Source organism: Pseudomonas putida group bacterium ESBL64, from assembly GCF_045277175.1.
Classification (GTDB): domain Bacteria; phylum Pseudomonadota; class Gammaproteobacteria; order Pseudomonadales; family Pseudomonadaceae; genus Aquipseudomonas; species Aquipseudomonas alloputida.
Genome location: NZ_CP145799.1, coordinates 2,004,567 through 2,022,269, shown reverse-complemented (window position 1 = coordinate 2,022,269; position 17,703 = coordinate 2,004,567). Strand labels below are relative to the sequence as shown.

The 17,703-nt window shown below is 63.2% G+C and carries 11 protein-coding genes; 2 read left to right on the top strand and 9 right to left on the bottom strand.

The genetic code is table 11. From position 1 onward, the window contains the following. Window positions 1-16: 16 nt before the first annotated feature. Window positions 17-922 (bottom strand): LysR family transcriptional regulator, encoded by a 906-nt coding sequence (locus V6093_RS09345; protein WP_003251473.1) that lies wholly within the window; start codon window positions 920-922, stop codon window positions 17-19. Between the two features lie 78 nt (window positions 923-1,000). On the opposite strand from V6093_RS09345, the gene V6093_RS09340 reads away from it, so the two are divergent. Beyond that, on the top strand, window positions 1,001-2,236 hold the full coding sequence (locus V6093_RS09340) for an NAD(P)/FAD-dependent oxidoreductase (RefSeq protein ID WP_144000330.1): 1,236 nt from the start codon (window positions 1,001-1,003) through the stop codon (window positions 2,234-2,236). 3 nt (window positions 2,237-2,239) lie between these two features. Here the strand turns inward: V6093_RS09340 and V6093_RS09335 are convergent, their stop codons facing one another. Continuing rightward, the gene (locus V6093_RS09335; RefSeq protein WP_406669776.1) at window positions 2,240-5,170 is read right to left on the bottom strand and encodes an aminotransferase; all 2,931 of its coding nucleotides are present in this window, start codon (window positions 5,168-5,170) and stop codon (window positions 2,240-2,242) included. A 191-nt stretch (window positions 5,171-5,361) separates the two neighbouring features. Between V6093_RS09335 and V6093_RS09330 the strand changes: the two genes are divergently transcribed. Further along, entirely contained in the window at window positions 5,362-7,551 is a 2,190-nt protein-coding gene (locus tag V6093_RS09330; RefSeq protein ID WP_047603444.1) for a TonB-dependent siderophore receptor, read from the top strand. A gap of 123 nt (window positions 7,552-7,674) precedes the next feature. Here V6093_RS09330 and V6093_RS09325 read toward each other — a convergent pair whose 3' ends face one another. From V6093_RS09325 to gloB, 7 genes are all read right to left on the bottom strand, one after another. After that, complete coding sequence (locus V6093_RS09325; RefSeq protein WP_341782636.1) at window positions 7,675-9,282, bottom strand: ABC transporter ATP-binding protein; 1,608 nt, start codon at window positions 9,280-9,282, stop codon at window positions 7,675-7,677. 1 nt (window position 9,283) lies between these two features. Further along, window positions 9,284-10,303 (bottom strand): ABC transporter permease, encoded by a 1,020-nt coding sequence (locus tag V6093_RS09320; RefSeq protein ID WP_010954919.1) that lies wholly within the window; start codon window positions 10,301-10,303, stop codon window positions 9,284-9,286. Between the two features lies 1 nt (window position 10,304). After that, window positions 10,305-11,378 (bottom strand): microcin C ABC transporter permease YejB, encoded by a 1,074-nt coding sequence (locus tag V6093_RS09315; protein ID WP_003251466.1) that lies wholly within the window; start codon window positions 11,376-11,378, stop codon window positions 10,305-10,307. 1 nt (window position 11,379) lies between these two features. Then, on the bottom strand, window positions 11,380-13,215 hold the full coding sequence (locus tag V6093_RS09310) for an extracellular solute-binding protein (RefSeq protein WP_406669775.1): 1,836 nt from the start codon (window positions 13,213-13,215) through the stop codon (window positions 11,380-11,382). Next, window positions 13,212-15,041, bottom strand: a complete 1,830-nt coding sequence (locus V6093_RS09305) for an extracellular solute-binding protein (RefSeq protein ID WP_033726868.1) — start codon at window positions 15,039-15,041, stop codon at window positions 13,212-13,214. Before V6093_RS09305 ends, V6093_RS09310 begins: the two co-directional genes overlap by 4 nt. Before the next feature lie 267 nt (window positions 15,042-15,308). After that, window positions 15,309-16,739 (bottom strand): lytic transglycosylase domain-containing protein, encoded by a 1,431-nt coding sequence (locus V6093_RS09300; protein ID WP_004576948.1) that lies wholly within the window; start codon window positions 16,737-16,739, stop codon window positions 15,309-15,311. A gap of 100 nt (window positions 16,740-16,839) precedes the next feature. Then, window positions 16,840-17,619 (bottom strand): hydroxyacylglutathione hydrolase, encoded by a 780-nt coding sequence (gene gloB, locus V6093_RS09295; RefSeq protein WP_004576947.1) that lies wholly within the window; start codon window positions 17,617-17,619, stop codon window positions 16,840-16,842. Window positions 17,620-17,703 lie beyond the last annotated feature (84 nt).

The following is a 17,703-nucleotide window of genomic DNA, read 5'->3' as shown; positions in this document are numbered from 1 at the left end:
GACGTGCGCAAGGGTGTCAGGCCCTGGGGGGCTCCTTCTCGAACAGCTGGCGAATGACTTCCAGGTAGCGTCGCGCGCCCAGGCCCAACGGGCGCGACTTGATCCAGATGATGTCTACCCACAAGCGCAGGCGGCTGGCCATGTTGTCGAAGCGCACCTCGGCCAGTGCGCCCGAGGCAATCAGCGGTTCGACCAATGGCTGCGGCAGGTAGGCCCAGCCCAGCCCGGACTGCACCAGGTCCAGCGTGGCCAGGTAGCTGTCGGTCAGCCAGATGCGCCGGGACAGCACCATGCGCGGGTCCGATCCGGTGGCCTTGCCCGAAGCCACGATGATCTGCCGTTGTTCGGCAAAGGCCTCTTCAGGCAATGGCGTACCGCTGTTCTGCCCGGCCGGATGGCGTGGTGAGGCAACGGCCACCAGCAGTTGGCTGCCGGCTTCGAGGAAGGATTCGCGCTCATCGATGCCGGGCCGTTCGAACACCAATGCCAATTGCACACTGCCGTCATGCAGCAGGCGAATGGCTTCGGTCTGGGTCGCCGAACGTACCTCGACTTCCAGGCTGGGAAATGCCTGGGCGAGGATTTCCAGCGGCTGGCTCCAGCGGCCGGTCTGCAACTCGGGCGCCATGGCGATGGTCAGGCGCTTTTCCAGGCCTTTGTGCAATTGCAGGGCCTGGGCATCCAGCAGGTTGAGTTGGCAGATGACCTGCCTGGCCTGGGGCTCCAGCGCCAGGGCGGCGTTGGTGGGCAAGGCTTTGCGCGTGGCCCGGTCGAACAGGGGCAGGTCCAGTTCCGCTTCCAGTTGGGCGATTGCCATGCTCACGGCTGAAGGCACACGGCCCAGCTTGCGGGCGGCGGCGGAGAACGAGCCGGCATCGAGCACCGCGAGGAAAATCGCCAGGGAGTCGCTGGTAAAGGCCATTGTCAGTAAACCTGATGATGATCATCTTTTATGGCTAAAAATTATGAACATTAATGCACCTGCAGGACAGCCCCCTCAATGGAGAAAAGCGTGCACAGACCAACCGCATGGCATGTCACCCACTGGAGTTGCGACCCGTTCAGCCTCGGTGCCTACAGTGCCTTGCTGCCTGGCGGGTCGCCGTTGCATCGAAGCGCCCTGGGCCAAGTGCTGCATGGGCGCTTGGTCATCGCTGGAGAAGCTTGTAATGCCAGCGCTCCGGCAATGACTCATGGTGCGTGGAATGATGGGCTGCGTGCCGCCGAGGCAGCCGTGAGTGCCGGTGCGAGCAAGGTGATCGTGATCGGTGCGGGGTGTGCAGGCCTGGCTGCCGCTCAACGCTTGCGGGAAAGGGGTGTCGATTGCACGGTGCTGGAGGCGCGTGGGCGAACGGGTGGGCGCACGCACACTGTCGAGTTGGGCGGCGTGAAAGCAGATGAAGGTGCGGCATGGCTTCAGCATTTTGCCGAGAACCCATTGGCCACTGTTGCACTTCAATATGGCTTGGCTTGCGTCGAGACCGATTTCAGTTGCCCGCTTGCAGCAGCGCGCGGCGGAGCGTTGCCGGATATCGACGCCGCCTGGGATGCCTTTACCAGGCGTCTCGATCGGCAACAGCCTTTGCCTGACGCGATCAATGGCTACATGGCCACACTCGACCCCGCGCTCGCGCGTGCCACGCAGTTCGCCATCGACGCCAACCTTGTACTGGAAGCGTGTTTGCCCGTCGAACAACTGTCGGTCTGTGCCTTGGATGAAGCGGGGGTCGGGCATGGTGATCGTATGCTGCCAGGCGGCTACAGCGAGCTTGTCGGCTTGCTGTCGAAGCACCTGGATATCCGCCTGAACAGTCCTGTCACCCACATCGACTGGTCGAGCGCGCGCGTCAAGGTAAATGAAGAGGTGTGCGACTTCTGCATTTGCACAGTCCCGGTGGGGGTTCTGAAAACGTTGCACTTTACCCCTGCGTTACCTGAAACACAGCAGGGAGCGTTGGCGCATCTGGGGATGGGCAAGCTGGAGAAAGTGATTCTGCAGTTCGATGAGCGATGGTGGCCGTGCTCACCCTCAGGCTACCTGCGCTGGTACGACGTACCCGCCAGTTGGGGGGAATGGCTGGACCTGACCGATGCTGTCGGCAAGCCCACCATTGCCGGGCTGATTGCCGCCGATGCGATCGAGCGGCAGTTCACCGGGCGCACCGATGAACAGGTGGCCATGGCCGCGTGTGAGGCATTACAGGCGTGGGCCGCAGCCGTCGGGCCCACGCCTTGACACTTACAGGCCTTCGTCCAGCACCCGGTCAATGCTGTCGACAAAGTAGTCCACGCTGGCCCGGCTGGTGCACATCGGTGGCTTGATCTTGAGGATGTTCAGGTAGTCGCCGGTCGGCTGCATGAAGATGCCCAGGTCACGCAGGCGATCGCACAGCATCATGGTTTCTTCGGTGGCTGGCTCCAGGGTGGTGCGGTCGCGCACCAGTTCCAGCCCCAGGTAGAAGCCCGAACCATGTGCCGCTCCGGCCAGCGGGTGCTTGTCGACCAGCGCCTGCAGGCGTGCCTTGAAGTAGCGCCCGGTGTCACGGGCGTTGTCCCACAGGCCTTCCTCCTGCATGACATCCAGCACCGCCATGCCGATGCGGCAACTGACCGGGCTGCCACCGGCCGAGGAGAAGAAGTAGCCCTCGGCCTCCAGCGCCTCGGCGATTTCGCGACGGGTGATGACCACGCCCAGTGGCTGGCCGTTACCCATGCCCTTGGCCATGGTAATGATGTCCGGCACCACGCCCTGTTCCTCGAAGCCCCAGAAGTACTCGCCCAGGCGGCCATAGCCCACCTGCACTTCGTCGGCGATGCACACCCCGCCGCGCGCGCGGACCTTGGCATAGGCTGCGCGCAGGTAGCCTGCGGGCAGCGAGATACCGCCGGCATTGCCGTACACCGGTTCGCAGATGATGCCCGCCAGCTGACGGCCACGGGCGTCGAGGTCAGCCAGCTTGGCGTCGACGTCTTGCAGGTAGTCGGCGGCGCTGTCGGCCCCGCGGAAGCGGCCGCGGAAGGTGTTCGGTGCTTCGACCGGGTGTACCCAGTCCGGGCGGGTTTCCAGGGCTTGCGGGTTGTCGGCGATCGACGTGGAGATGGCATCGGTGGCCACCGACCAGCCGTGGTAGGCCTCCAGCACACTGAGCAGATCGCGCCCGCCACTGTAGGCCCAGGCCAGACGAATCGCCAGGTCGTTGGCCTCGGTGCCGCTGTTGACCATGAACACCCGGTCGAAACCTTCGGGGGCCAGGTCCAGCAGGCGCTCGGAGAATTCGGTGATTGCTGCGTAATGGAAGCGCGAGTTGGTGTTCAGCAGCGACCACTGCCGCGCCGACTCGGCAACCATGCGTGGATGGCCATGGCCCAGCACCGCGACGTTGTTGAGCATGTCCAGGTAGGAACGGCCCTGCATGTCGATCAGGTAGTTGCGCCAGCCACGTTCAATGTGCGGCGGTTGCGCGTAGTAGTGCTTCTGCGAGCGGGCGAAGCTGGCGTCGCGGCGGGCCAGCAGGGCTTGTGGATCGGGTAGTGGCTCGGCATCGCAATCGAAGCCCAGCAGGGCGGCCGGTGACGGGCACAGGGCCAGCCAGGCGGCGGCTTGTGACGGCGTGGCGAAGAGCGGCGGCTGGATGCCATTGTCCAGGCATACCTGCACGCTGAGGAAGCCGCAGCTGCTGCCCAGGGCCTGGCCTTTTTCCACGGCCTGGCCGTCTGCCGGTGCGTCCTCCAGGCCTTGCAGCCACAAAGCCCAATGCGGGGTGCGCAGGCAGCCCCGGCCGTCGCCGCGGTGCTGCCAGGTGCCGGCTGCCGGCGCTTGCACCGGGCTGCCGTTGGGCACATGCAGCTCGACGCCAAGGGCGCAGGTGGCGGGTTCGTCGGGGCGGTCGATATGGGTTTGCGACAGGCGATACTGCCCGTGCAGGCTGCAGGCCGGGGCAGGGTGCAGGGTTAATAGACGTTGGTCGAAGCCGGGTTGCTCCCAGTTGCCCGCTTCACAATGCTCGCTGAGCACGCCGAGGTCCACGCGCGTCACCGGTTGCCCCGCAAGTTCGGGCAGCAGCGGCGCGCAGCCGGTCAGGTCTGGCGTGGCGGGCTGCAGGCCGGCAGCTTGCAGGATGGCCGCTTGCATTAGCGCGAAAGGCACGGCGGTGGCGGTATCGAAGATTTCCCACTCATGGGCGACGTTGTCGCGGGTGTACTGGTTGCCCGGGTCCACGGCCAGTTGCTGCGCACTGCTCAGCACCAGCACTGCCGCGCGGTTCAGTACCAGAGGCCACAACGCACGCAGCTCGGCGTCGGTCAGCGGGTTGAGCGCCTGGTAGGCGCTGATCGCCGGCAGGATCCGCAGCGGGTCGCCTTCGGCGTGATGCAGCAGCGCCGCGCAGGTCACCGACAGGTCGGCGATGCGCCACGTGCGCAGCAGGTCGCCGAAGTCGATCACCCCTTGCAACTGCCACTGGCGCTCGCCATCACGGGCCCAGACGGTGTTGTCGTCGGTAATGTCCAGGTGCACGGCCTGGCTTGGCAGCCGATCAACCAGCGGTGCGAGGTGTTCGTCGGCGACGCGGGTGGCGTGTTCGATGCGGACGCGTTGCTCGGTGTTGTGCAGGACGGGCAGCAGATGCTGGATCAACGCCTGGGCGTGTTGCGGGTCCCACTGCAGGGTGCGCGCAAGGCCGGGGTGGTCGAAATCGGCCAGGGCGCTGTCGAGCCGCGCGCACAGCCTGCCCATTTCGGCCATCACCTGCGCTGGCATGTGCTTGAGACGCGTCAACGGTTGACCGTCAATGTAGTCGAGCAGGCGTACCCGCAGCGGTTGGCCATCAACCTCCACGGCCAGCAAGTTTTCGCCGCTGTGCGCCGCACGTACTGCGGGCACCGACAGGCCGTGCTCACGCAGGTAGGCGAGGGCGGCATGCTGCGCCTCCAGCTCCACCTTGGCGTAGCTGTCATGACAGGCCTTGAGCACGAACTGCCCTCCAGCCGTGTCGACCCGGAAGTTCAGGTCCTGCTGACTGCCCAATGCCGACAACCCACCGGCAACGCCGTAGTGCATCTGCAGCAAGGCATGCGCCTGGGCTTCGCTGAGCGTGGGGCCTGGCAGGCCGGCGCGCTGGATCAGCTGTTCGAGGGCAGGGGAGACGTTTTTTTGGTGTTGACTGGGCATGGGCTCTACCGTTGGAGCAGGGGTGACAGCAGCGACTGTATGCCCGATCTGGCTGATGATGAAAGACGATCGTGATCAGAAATCCTGATAAATGGCAGCCCTTTGCCACGTACCTGGGTTGATGTTTGTTTTTGGTAAGCATTACCATTTACATTTAGTTTCACTTCCTCAGCGCTGTCAGGAATTTACCAATGCCTTCCCGTATTCCCTCACGCCCCGCATTACTGGCGATCTGCTGTTCCGTAACTCTGATGGCGCAGGCTGCCGAGCCGATCCAGCTGGAGGCGACCGATGTCAGCGCCGATGCCTTGAAAGCGCGGCCCGACGCGTTACCGGACGAGTTTGCCGGAGGCCAGGTTGCCCGTGGCGGGCGAATGGGCGTGCTGGGTAACCAGGACTACATGGATGTGCCATTTACCATGACCAGTTATACCGCCAAGGTGATCGAGGACCAGCAGGCGGAGGATATCGGTGACGTCTTGGCCAACGATCCTTCGGTGCGTGAATCATTCGGCTTCGGTAACCAGTCCAAGGTGTTCGTGATCCGTGGTTTGCCGTTGGCTGGCGACGATATTTCATTCAATGGCCTGTACGGCATCTTGCCGCGACAGATCATGTCCACCGACGGCGTCGAGCGGGTCGAAGTGTTCAAGGGGCCCAATGCCTTCCTCAATGGCGTAAGCCCGACTGGCACCGGCCTGGGCGGCAACGTCAACCTGCAGCCTAAGCGCGCCGGCGATGAGCCGACCCGCCGCTATACCCAGGACATCAGCTCTGATGGCCGCATTGGCGAGCACCTGGATATCGGCCAGCGCTTCGGTGAGGACAACCGCTTCGGCGCGCGCCTGAACCTCAGCCAGCGTGAAGGTGAAACCGCCGTCGACGACCAGGACCAGCGCACCAAGCTGTTCACCGCTGGCCTGGACTACCGCGGCGACAACTTCCGCATGTCGGCTGATATCGGCTACCAGAAACAGCGCATCAACCACCTGCGCAATTCGGTGCGCCTGGGCAGCACCGCGACCAAAGCCCCGACCGCACCGGATGCCAGTCACAACTATGGCCAGAACTGGAGTTACAGTGAGTCGGAAGATACCTTCGGCATGGTGCGTGGCGAATGGGACCTGAGTGACAACTGGACCGCCTACCTCGCCGGCGGCGCCCGTCACACGCGCGAGCAGGGTACCTACGGCACGCCGGTACTGGTCGGCAACAGCGGCGCAGCGACGATGACCGCTTCGGACATCGTGCACGGCGAAGACAACACCAGCTTCAGTACCGGCCTGAATGGGCGGCTGCAGACCGGGCCGATCAGCCACCAGATCGCCGTGGGAGCCAATACCATGTGGACCCAGGCGGAAAACGCCTACATCTTCTATTCGCCAATCAACACCAACATTTACGACACCGTGCAGCAGGCCAAGCCGGGCACGGTCACCAGCACGGGTGGCGACATGGGTGACCCTGGTGTCACCGGCAAGACTCGCGCGCGGAGCATCGCGATTTCCGACACCATTGGCGTCTTCGATGACCGCCTGTTGCTGACTTACGGCTTGCGACGGCAGCAACTGCGGGTGGAAAGCTACACCTACGATGGCACTGTTTCCCAAGGGCAGCCCAACCTGGCGAATGACGGAAGCCGCAAAGGCGACCCATACGAGGAGTCCATCACCACACCGGTCTATGGCATCGTTTTCAAGGCCACCGACAGCATTTCCTTGTATGCCAACCGCATCGAAGGCCTGGCGCAGGGGCCGACGGCGCCAGCCAATGTGTCGAACGCCAGCGAGATGTTCCCGCCAGGCCGCACCAAGCAGCTTGAGGCTGGTATCAAGTTCGACCGACAGACCTTTGGTGCGAACCTGGCCGTGTTCCGTATCGAGAAGCCTTCGGACGGCTACACCTTGAACAACGTCTTCGTTCGCGACGGCGAGCAGGTCAACAAAGGCCTGGAGTTGAGTCTGTTCGGCGAGCCGGTCCAGGGCTTGCGCCTGATGGCCGGCGGCACGCGCATGACCTCGGAGCAGAAAAACACCGCCAACGGCAGCAACGATGGCAACCATGCCATCGGCGTGCCGACGTTCCAGCTCAATGCCAGCGTCGACTGGGACGTGCCCGGCGTGCCGGGGCTGGCGCTGAATGCGAGGATGCTGCGCACCGGTGGCCAGTTCGTCGATGCGGCGAACAATGTCAGTCTGCCGACCTGGAACCGTTTCGATGCCGGTGCCCGCTACAAGTTGAAGGTAGCGGAGAAAGACCTGACCTTGCGGGTGAATGTGGAGAACCTGACCGACAAGAACTACTGGGCTTCGGCTAACGGCGGTTACCTGACCCAGGGTGACCCGCGACTGGTGAAGTTCTCCGGGACCATTGATTTCTGATAACCCGGGCGTACGTAATCTCCAGGTGTTCTATGCCCGATTGCGTCAGGGCACCTGCCTTGGGTTTTGCGGTGTTGCGTAGATCGAGCGCCGCAAGAATCAAGGCGAACACACGCCCTTCTCCTACAAATTCCCAACCTCCAGAAACGCCGCCTCCAGCAACTGCCGCGTATAGGGATGCTGTGGCGCATGGAAGATTGCCTGCGCGTCCCCTTGCTCTACCACATGCCCATGCTTGATCACCATCAATTGATGGCTCAACGCCTTGACCACTGCCAGGTCATGGCTGATGAACAAGTAGGTCAGGTTGTACTTCTGCTGCAGATTACGCAGCAGCTCGACCACTTGCCGCTGCACGGTACGGTCCAGCGCCGAGGTGGGCTCATCCAGCAGAATCAGCGCCGGCTTCAGCACCAGCGCCCGGGCAATCGCTATGCGCTGGCGCTGGCCACCCGAAAACTCATGCGGGTAGCGATGCCGCGTGCGCGGGTCCAGCCCCACTTCCTCCAGCGCCGCGATGATCGCCGCTTCCTGTTCCTGCGCGGTGCCAATGCCGTGGATGCGCAGCCCTTCGCCGACAATGTCCGCCACGCACATGCGCGGGCTCAGGCTGCCAAACGGGTCCTGGAACACCACCTGCATTTCCCGCCGCAGGGGGCGCACGGCTTTCTGGTTCAGCCCTTCGAGGTTCTGCCCATGAAAGCGAATGCCGCCCTGGCTGGAAATCAGCCGCAAGATCGCCAGGCCTAATGTGGACTTGCCCGACCCGGATTCGCCAACAATGCCCAGCGTCTGGCCCTGGGGCAAGCTGAAGTTGACCCCGTCCACCGCCTTCACATGGTCGACCGTGCGCTGCAGAAAGCCCTTCTTGATCGGGAACCACACCTTGAGGTCATCCACCTCCAACAATGGCGCACCCACCGGGTTGTGTGCCGGCAGCCCGCTGGGCTCGGCATTGATCAGCATCTGGGTGTAGTGGTGCTGTGGCGAGCTGAACAGCGTGGCGCATTCGGCTTGCTCGACAATTTGCCCGCGCTGCATCACGCACACGCGGTGGGCGATGCGGCGCACCAGATTCAGGTCATGGCTGATCAGCAACAGGGCCATGCCCATACGCGCCTGCAATTCCTTGAGCAGCTCGAGGATCTTCAGCTGCACGGTCACATCCAGCGCCGTGGTCGGCTCGTCGGCAATCAGCAGCTCGGGCTCGTTGGCCAGCGCCATGGCGATCATTACCCGCTGGCGCTGGCCGCCCGACAATTCGTGGGGCAGGGCCTTGAGGCGCTTGCGCGGCTCTGGAATGCCGACCATATCCAGCAACTCCAGGGTGCGCGCAGTCGCTTCCTTGCCCGTCAGGCCCTTGTGCAGCAGGAGGATTTCGTTGATCTGCTTTTCGATGCAATGCAGCGGGTTGAGCGAGGTCATCGGCTCCTGGAAGATCATCGCAATGCGGTTGCCGCGAATGCGCTGCAGGGTCTTCTCGCTCTGCTGCAGCAGGTCCTTGCCTTCGTAGCGAATGCTGCCGCTGGGGTGCCGGGCCAGGGGATAGGGCAGCAGGCGCAGGATCGAGTGCGCGGTGACCGATTTGCCCGAGCCACTTTCGCCCACCAGGGCCAGTGTCTCGCCTTTGCGAATATCGAAGCTGACGCCGTCCACCACCCGGTTGACCTGGTCCCCGGTCACGAACTCCACGGCCAGGTCCCGCACTTCGATCAGGTTCTGTTCACTCATGTCACTTCCTCGGGTCGAAGGCGTCGCGGGCGGATTCGCCGATGAACACCAGCAGGCTCAGCATCAGCGCCAGCACGGCAAAGGCGCTGATGCCCAGCCATGGCGCTTGCAGGTTGGACTTGCCCTGCGCCACCAGTTCGCCCAGCGAGGGCGAACCGGCGGGCAGTCCGAAGCCGAGGAAGTCCAGGGCGGTGAGGGTGCCGATGGCGCCGGTGAGAATGAATGGCATGAAGGTCATGGTCGAGATCATGGCGTTGGGCAGGATGTGCCGGTACATGATCGCGCCGTTGCGCATGCCCAGGGCGCGCGCGGCGCGCACGTATTCCAGGTTGCGCCCGCGCAGGAACTCGGCGCGTACCACGTCCACCAGGCTCATCCACGAGAACAGCAGCATGATGCCCAGCAGCCACCAGAAGTTGGGCTGCACGAAGCTGGCCAGGATGATCAGCAGGTACAGCACCGGCAGGCCGGACCAGATTTCCAGAAAGCGTTGCCCGGCCAGGTCGACCCAACCGCCATAGAAGCCCTGCAGTGCGCCGGCGATGACGCCGACAATGGAGCTGGCCACGGTCAAGGTGAGGGCAAACAGAACCGAGATGCGGAAGCCGTAGATCACCCGCGCCAGCACGTCGCGGCCCTGGTCGTCGGTGCCCAGCCAGTTGTCCGCCGAAGGTGGGGCGGGGGCGGGGACACGCAGGTCATAGTTGATGCTCTGGTAGCTGAACGGAATGGGCGCCCACAGCACGAAGCTGTCTTTCTTCGCCAGCAGTTCGCGGATGTAGGGGCTCTTGTAGTTGGCTTCCAGCGGGAATTCCCCGCCGAAGGTGGTTTCCGGGTAGCGCTTGAACGCCGGGAAGTACCATTGGCCGTCGTAACGTACGGCGATCGGTTTGTCGTTGGCGATCAGTTCGGCGCCCAGGCTCAGCCCGAACAGAATCAGGAACAGCCACAGCGACCACCAGCCACGGCGGTTGGCCTTGAAACGCTCGAAGCGCCGGCGGTTGAGGGGGGACAAGGCCATGTCAGTGCTCCCGGCTGGCAAAGTCGATGCGCGGATCGACCAAGGTGTAGGTCAGGTCGCCGATCAGTTTCACCACCAGCCCTAGCAGGGTGAAGATGAACAGGGTGCCGAAGACCACCGGGTAGTCGCGGTTGATGGCCGCTTCGAAACTCATCAGGCCCAGGCCGTCGAGGCTGAAGATCACCTCGATCAGCAAGGAGCCTGTGAAGAAGATGCCGATGAACGCCGAAGGGAAACCGGCGATCACCAGCAGCATGGCGTTGCGGAACACATGACCGTACAGCACCCGTGATCGGCTCAGGCCCTTGGCTTTGGCGGTGACCACGTATTGTTTGTTGATCTCGTCGAGGAAGCTGTTCTTGGTCAGCAGGGTCATGGTGGCGAAGTTGCCGATGACCAGCGCGGTGATTGGCAGCACCAGGTGCCAGAAGTAGTCCAGCACCTTGCCGGTGGTGCTCAGTTCGTCGAAGTTGTTGGAGGTGAGGCCACGCAGGGGGAACCAGTCGAAGTAGCTGCCACCGGCGAACAGCACGATCAGCAGGATGGCGAACAGGAACGCCGGGATGGCGTAGCCGACGATGATCGCCGAACTGGTCCACACGTCGAAGTGGCTGCCGTGGCGCACGGCCTTGGCGATCCCCAGCGGGATCGACACCAGGTACATGATCAGCGTGCTCCACAGCCCCAGCGAGATCGAAACCGGCATCTTCTCGGCGATCAGGTCGATCACCTTGGCGTCGCGGAAGAAGCTGTCGCCGAAGTCCAGCCGGGCGTAGTTCTTGACCATGATCCACAGGCGCTCGGGCGGCGACTTGTCGAAACCGTACATGCGCTCGATTTCAGCGATCAGCGCCGGGTCCAGGCCCTGGGCGCCGCGGTAGTTGGAGCCGGCCACGGAAACCTCGGCGCCGCCACCTGCAATGCGGCTGGTGGCGCCTTCGAAGCCTTCGAGCTTGGCGATCATTTGCTCGACCGGGCCACCGGGGGCGGCCTGGACGATGATGAAGTTAATGATGAGGATGCCGAACAGGGTCGGGATGATCAGCAGCAGGCGGCGCAGGATGTAGGCCAGCATCTTAATTGGCCTCGTCCGCAGGCGCTTCGCTGACCGCCGGGGTTACATCGGGCTTGATCCACCAGGTGTCGATGCCGATGTCGTACTTGGGCGACACGTTCGGGTGGCCGATGTGGTTCCAGTAGGCCACACGCCAGGTCTTGATGTGCCAGTTGGGGATCACGTAGTAGCCCCACAGCAACACGCGGTCGAGGGCGCGGCAGTGGTCGATCAGGCTCTGGCGCGAGTCGGCGTTGATCAACTGGTCCACCAGTTGGTCGATGGCCGGGTCGCGCAGGCCGATGAAGTTGCGGCTGCCGGGGTTGTCGGCGGCGGCGCTGGACCAGAACTCGCGCTGCTCGTTGCCTGGCGAGTTGGATTGCGGGTAGCCGCCAACGATCATGTCGTAGTCACGCGAGCGCAGGCGGGTGATGTATTGCGAAACGTCGACGCGGCGAATGTTCAGCTCGATACCGAGGTCGGCAAGGTTGCGCTTGAACGGCAGCAGAATGCGTTCGAACTCGGTCTGCGCCAGCAGGAACTCGATGCTTGCCGGCTTGCCTTGGGCGTCGACCATCTTGTCGTCGACGATTTTCCAGCCGGCTTCCTGCAACAGCTTGTAGGCCTGGCGCTGTTGCTCGCGGATCATGCCGCTGCCGTCACTGACCGGGTTGTGGAAGACCTCGGTAAATACTTGCTCGGGCACTTTGCCGCGCAGTGGTTCGAGGATTTTCAGCTCGTTGGGGCTGGGTAGGCCGTGGGCGGCCATTTCCGAGTTGTCGAAGTAGCTGCCGGTACGGGTGTAGGCGCCGTTGAACAGCTGCTTGTTGGTCCACTCGTAGTCCAGCAGCAGGCTCAGGGCCTGGCGCACACGCACATCCTGGAACACCGGGCGGCGGATGTTGAAGATGAAGCCCTGCATGCCAGTGGGGTTGCCATTGGGCAGCTCTTCCTTGATCAGGCGACCTTCGCGCACGGCGGGCACGTTGTAAGCGGTGGCCCAGTTCTTAGCACTGACTTCCAGGCCATAGTCGAATGCCCCGGCCTTGAGGGCCTCCAGGGCGACGGTGGTGTCGCGGTAGGCGTCGAAGGTCATGACATCGAAGTTGTAGAAGCCACGGTTGATGGGCAGGTCCTTGGCCCAGTAATCCTTGACCCGTTCGTAGCGCACCGAGCGCCCGGCCTTGACCTCGGCGACCTTGTACGGGCCGCTGCCCAACGGGATTTCCAGGTTGCCGCGGTTGAACTCGCGGTTTTCGTACCAGTGCTTGGGCAGTACCGGCAGCTGGCCGAGAATCAATGGCAGCTCGCGGTTGTTCTTGTGCTTGAACTTGAACAGCACCTTGAGTGGATCTTCGGCGACCACTTCGGCGACGTCGGCGTAGTACTGGCGGTACAGCGGGGCGCCGTCCTTGATCAGGGCGTTGAACGTGAACACCACGTCGTCGGCGCGCATCGGATGGCCGTCATGGAAGCGCGCTTCGGGGCGCAGGTAGAAGCGCACCCAGCTGTTGTCCGGGGCCTTTTCGATCTTGGCGGCCACCAGGCCGTATTCGGTGAACGGTTCATCCTGGCTCTGGCGCATCAGGGTGTCATAGATAATGCCGATGTTCTCGGCCGCCACGCCTTTGTTGATGAACGGGTTGAGGCTGTCGAAGCCGCCGAAGCTGGACTGGCGGAAGGTGCCGCCCTTGGGCGCATCCGGGTTGACGTAGTCGAAGTGCTTGAAGTCGGCGGGGTACTTGGGTGGCTCGTCGTAAAGGGTGAGCGCGTGCTGCGGTGCGGCCAGCGCGGGAAGGCTCAGGCAGGCGAGCAACAGGCTGCCTGCCAGCCGGCGCAGACGGTGCGTTGGCGTCATTGGGCTTTCTCCGAAGTCTTGATCCACCAGCTGTTCAGCCCAAGGGTGTAGGGCGGCGTGGTGACGAAGGCGAACCGGTTGCGGTAGGCCAGGCGATGGTTGTCGAGGTACCAGTTGGGGATCATGTAGTAGTGCCATGAGAGCACGCGGTCCAGGGCGCGGGCAGCGGCGATCTGGTCATCGCGGGTGCGGGCGGCGAGCAGGGTGTCGAGCAGGTGGTCGACCACCGGGTCCTTGACCCCAGCATAGTTCTTGCTGCCCTTTGTCGCGGCCTGGCTGGAATGGAAGTACAGCCACTGTTCGAGGCCGGGGCTGAGGGTCTGGTTCAGGGTCATCAGAATCATGTCGAAATCGAACTGGTCCAAGCGTTGTTTGTACTGAGCGCGGTCCACGGTGCGCAAGCGCGCATCGATGCCGATGCTGGACAGATTTTCGACATAAGGTTGCAGGATGCGTTCAAGGTTGGGGTTTACCAGCAGCAGCTCCATGCGCAATTGCTGGCCCTTGCTGTCGACCAGACGCTGGCCGTGCAGCTTCCAGCCGGCCTCGGCGAGCAGGCCCAGGGCCTGGCGCAGGGTTTGGCGGCTGATACCCCGGCCATCGGTGTGGCTGACCTTGTACGGTTCGCTGAACAGCTTGGCCGGCAACTGGTCACGGAATGGCGCCAGCAGCAGCCACTCCTTGCCGGTGGGCAGGCCGCTGGCGGCGAATTCGCTGTTGGGGTAGTAGCTGGTCGAGCGGCGGTAGGCGCTGCTGAACAGCGCGCGGTTGGTCCACTCGAAGTCCAGCATCAGCCCCAGCGCCTGGCGTACCCGCGGGTCGCTGAACGCGGCCCGGCGGCTGTTCATGAACAGGCCCTGTGTTTGCGTGGGAATGCTGTGCGGGATTTGTGCCTTGATCACTTCACCGCGGCGCACGGCAGGGAAGTTGTAACCGTTGGCCCAGTTTTTTGCCTGGTGCTCGATATAGATGTCGAACTCGCCGGCCTTGAAGGCTTCGAAGGCCACCGTCGCGTCTCGATAGAACTCGTATTCGACCCGATTGAAATTGTACTTGCCACGGTTGACCGCCAGGTCTTTGCCCCAGTAGTTCTTCACCCGTTCAAACACCAGGCGTCGTCCGGGTTGTACCTGGGTGATGCGGTAGGGGCCGCTGCCCAAGGGGGGCTCGAAGGTGGTGGCCTTGAAGTCGCGCTTCTGCCAGTAGTGTTTGGGCAGCACCGGCATTTCGCCCAGACGCAGGATCAGCAGCGGGTTGCCGGCGCGTTTGAACACGAAGCGGATGCGCAGCGGGCCGAGGATGTCTACCCGCTGCACTTCCTGCAGGTTGGTGCGGTAGATCGGGTGGCCATCCTTGAGCAGCGTGCGGTACGAGAAGGCCACGTCAGCCGAGGTGATGGGCTGGCCGTCATGCCAGCGGGCTTCGGGGCGCAGGTTGAACACCACCCAGCTGCGGTCCTCGCTGTACTCCACCGAGCGGGCGATCAGGCCGTAGCTGGAGGTTGGCTCGTCACCGGACGGGTCGTACTGGCCCGTGCCGACCATCAGTGGCTCGTTCAGCTCACTGATGCCGTACTGCTGGAAATTGGGCGTGGTAATCGGGCTCGACCCTTTGAAGGTGTAGGGGTTGAGCGTGTCGAAGGTACCAAAAGCCATGGCCCGCAACGTGCCGCCCTTGGGCGCTTGCGGGTTGACCCAGTCGAAGTGGGTGAAGGTGGCCGGGTACTTGAGCGTGCCGAACTGCGCGTATCCGTGGCTTTCGCTCACCATCGCGGCTGCGGGAAAGCTCAAGGCCAGGCTGAGTGACAGCAGGAGGGGACGTATCAAGTCGGCATCCGATCCAGAGGCGTTGGGCTTTGATCGAGTACAGTAACAGCTTGGTGGGGTTGGAAAAAGAGAGGTTTTGAAGGTGCGGGCCCCAAGCCGGGGGCAACAGGTGCCACGGTACCTGTGGGAGCGGCCTTGTGTCGCGAAAGGGCTGCGCAGCAGCCCCGGCAGTTTATGCTGAAAAGTTGAAATACTGGGGCCGCTCCGCGCCCCTATCGCGACACCAGGCCGCTCCCACAAGGCCGCGTGAGGGCCCTGGTTGCGGGATCAATGCCCGAGGTAGACGGTCAGGGTCTGGCCTGGCTTGAGGGCATGGCCGCTGCGTGGGTTCCAGCGCTTGAGGTGCTTCATTTCCACATTGAAGCGCTTGGCCACCAGGTACAGGGAATCGCCCTTGCGGACCTTGTATTGCGTGGAGCGCTTCCCGGAGGCGGCAACCCGGTTGCCGGCGGCGCTCGGTGCACTGCCACCGCGCAGGGCCAGAACCTGGCCAGCACGCAGACTGTTGCCGGACAAACGGTTCCAGCGCTTGATGTCCTTGACCGACACACGGTTGATCTTGGCGATGGCGCTCAGGTTATCGCCACGCTTGACCCGGTAGCTACGCGCCCCCACCGGTGCCTTGGCTTCGGCCACAGCCCGGGCAAACGCTGCTTTCGGCGGTTGCAGGCTGACCAGTTGCTCCGGGTTGAGGTTGGACAGGCTGGCACTGAGCAACTGCGCCTTGGCGGTGGGCACCAGCAGCTGTTTCGGGCCATCGACGGTCATGCGCTTCTTGAATGCCGGGTTGAGCTGGATCAGCTCGTCCTCGTCGATGTTGGCAAAGGCCGCGACCCGGGTAAGGTCCAGGCGGTCATTGATCGCCACCGCTTCGAAGTACGGTTCGTTGGCGATCGGGGTGAGATTGACACCATAGGCTTCTGGCGTGGACACCACCTGCGACAGTGCCAGCAACTTGGGTACGTAGTCGCGGGTTTCCTGTGGCAGCGGCAGGTTCCAGTAGTCGGTCGGCAGGCCGAGCCTTTCGTTGCGCTCGATGGCTCGGCTGACGGTGCCTTCGCCGGCATTGTAGGCCGCCAGGGCCAACAGCCAGTCGCCGTTGAACATGTCGTGCAGGCGGGTCAGGTAGTCCAGCGCGGCGTTGGTCGACGCGGTGACATCGCGGCGGCCGTCATAGAAGTTGGTCTGGCGCAGGTTGAAGTGGCGACCGGTAGCCGGCATGAACTGCCACATGCCGGCAGCGCTGGCGCGTGAGTAGGCCATGGGGTTGTAGGCACTTTCGATGGCTGGCAGCAGGGCCAGTTCCAGCGGCATGTCGCGTTCTTCAAGGCGCTCGACGATGTAGTGCAGGTAGAGGCTGCCACGTTCCCCGGCGCTTTCGATGAAGGTCGGGTTGCTGGCGAACCACAAGCGCTGCTGTTCGATGCGCGGGTTGACGTCGATGCTGTCCTGCAGGGCGAAGCCCTGGCGCATGCGCTCCCAGACATCCTGCGGCGCCTGCTCGGCCGGCTTGACCAGCAGCGGAGAAGGCTTGTGCTTGATCCGCGCCTGGTAGTTGTGCGCGCGAACGCTATCGGATTCGTCGAGCTGACGGGTGCTCTGGCAGCCCACCAAGGTGGCGGCCAGGGCCAGCGCACTGATTTGGGCCAGGCGCGTCAGGGCGACGGAATGAGAGGTTCTGCGGCTACGGGAAGACATCGGCTGATACAGGTATCCGGGCGAAAAAGTTCGGCGATTCTAGAAACCGCTCCGGGCCTGGTCAACCTTTGACCATCACTTGCGATATATCTTGCGGTTATCAGAAGGTGTCCTTCCAAGACCTCAAGGCAGCAAAAACAGCGACATGCGTGGTGTTTGAATGTCCCTTCCATTCGTCTGCTTTTTGTTTAACTAATGTTTCAGAGGTACGCAGAAAGGGGTTGGTCAGGCGCTCCAGGCCGATCGTTGATGGCAAACTGATGCGATTTTCGGCGCGCAAACGGCTAACGTCCTCGAACCGTTGTTGAACGTGCGGGTTGGTCGGTTCCACCGCCTTGGCGAAACGCAGGTTGCTGAGGGTGTACTCATGGGCGCAGTACACTGCTGTCTGCTCTGGCAGGGCCGCCAGGCGGGCGAGGGCAGGCTGCATCTGTTCGGGTGTACCTTCGAACATGCGCCCGCAACCGGCGGCGAACAGGGTATCGCCACTGAACAGGATGGGCGTTGCTGGCTGGTCGCTGAAGAAGGCGATATGCCCCAGGGTGTGGCCGGGTACCGCCAGCACCTGGAAAGTCACACCCAGCACGTCCACCCTGTCGCCTTCGTCCAGTGCCAGGTCGCGGCCGGGAATGCGTTCGTTGGCGGGGCCACAGACCCGTGCGCCGGTCAATTGCCTGAGCCGCTCCACACCGCCGACATGGTCATTGTGGTGGTGGGTGACGAGGATGTCGCTCAGCACCCATTCGGGGTTGGCAGCCAGCCAGCGCTCCACCGGGCCGGCATCGCCCGGGTCGACCACCGCACAACGGCGTTTGGCAGTATCCTGTAACAACCAGATGTAGTTGTCGGAGAAAGCGGGGAGAGCATCGATCTGTATCATGGTGCGGATCCGATTCGCCTAGCGTGGCACATGAGGGCATCTTAGCCGCGATGGCGCGGTGGGAGAACCTTCGAGGGAGAGCGC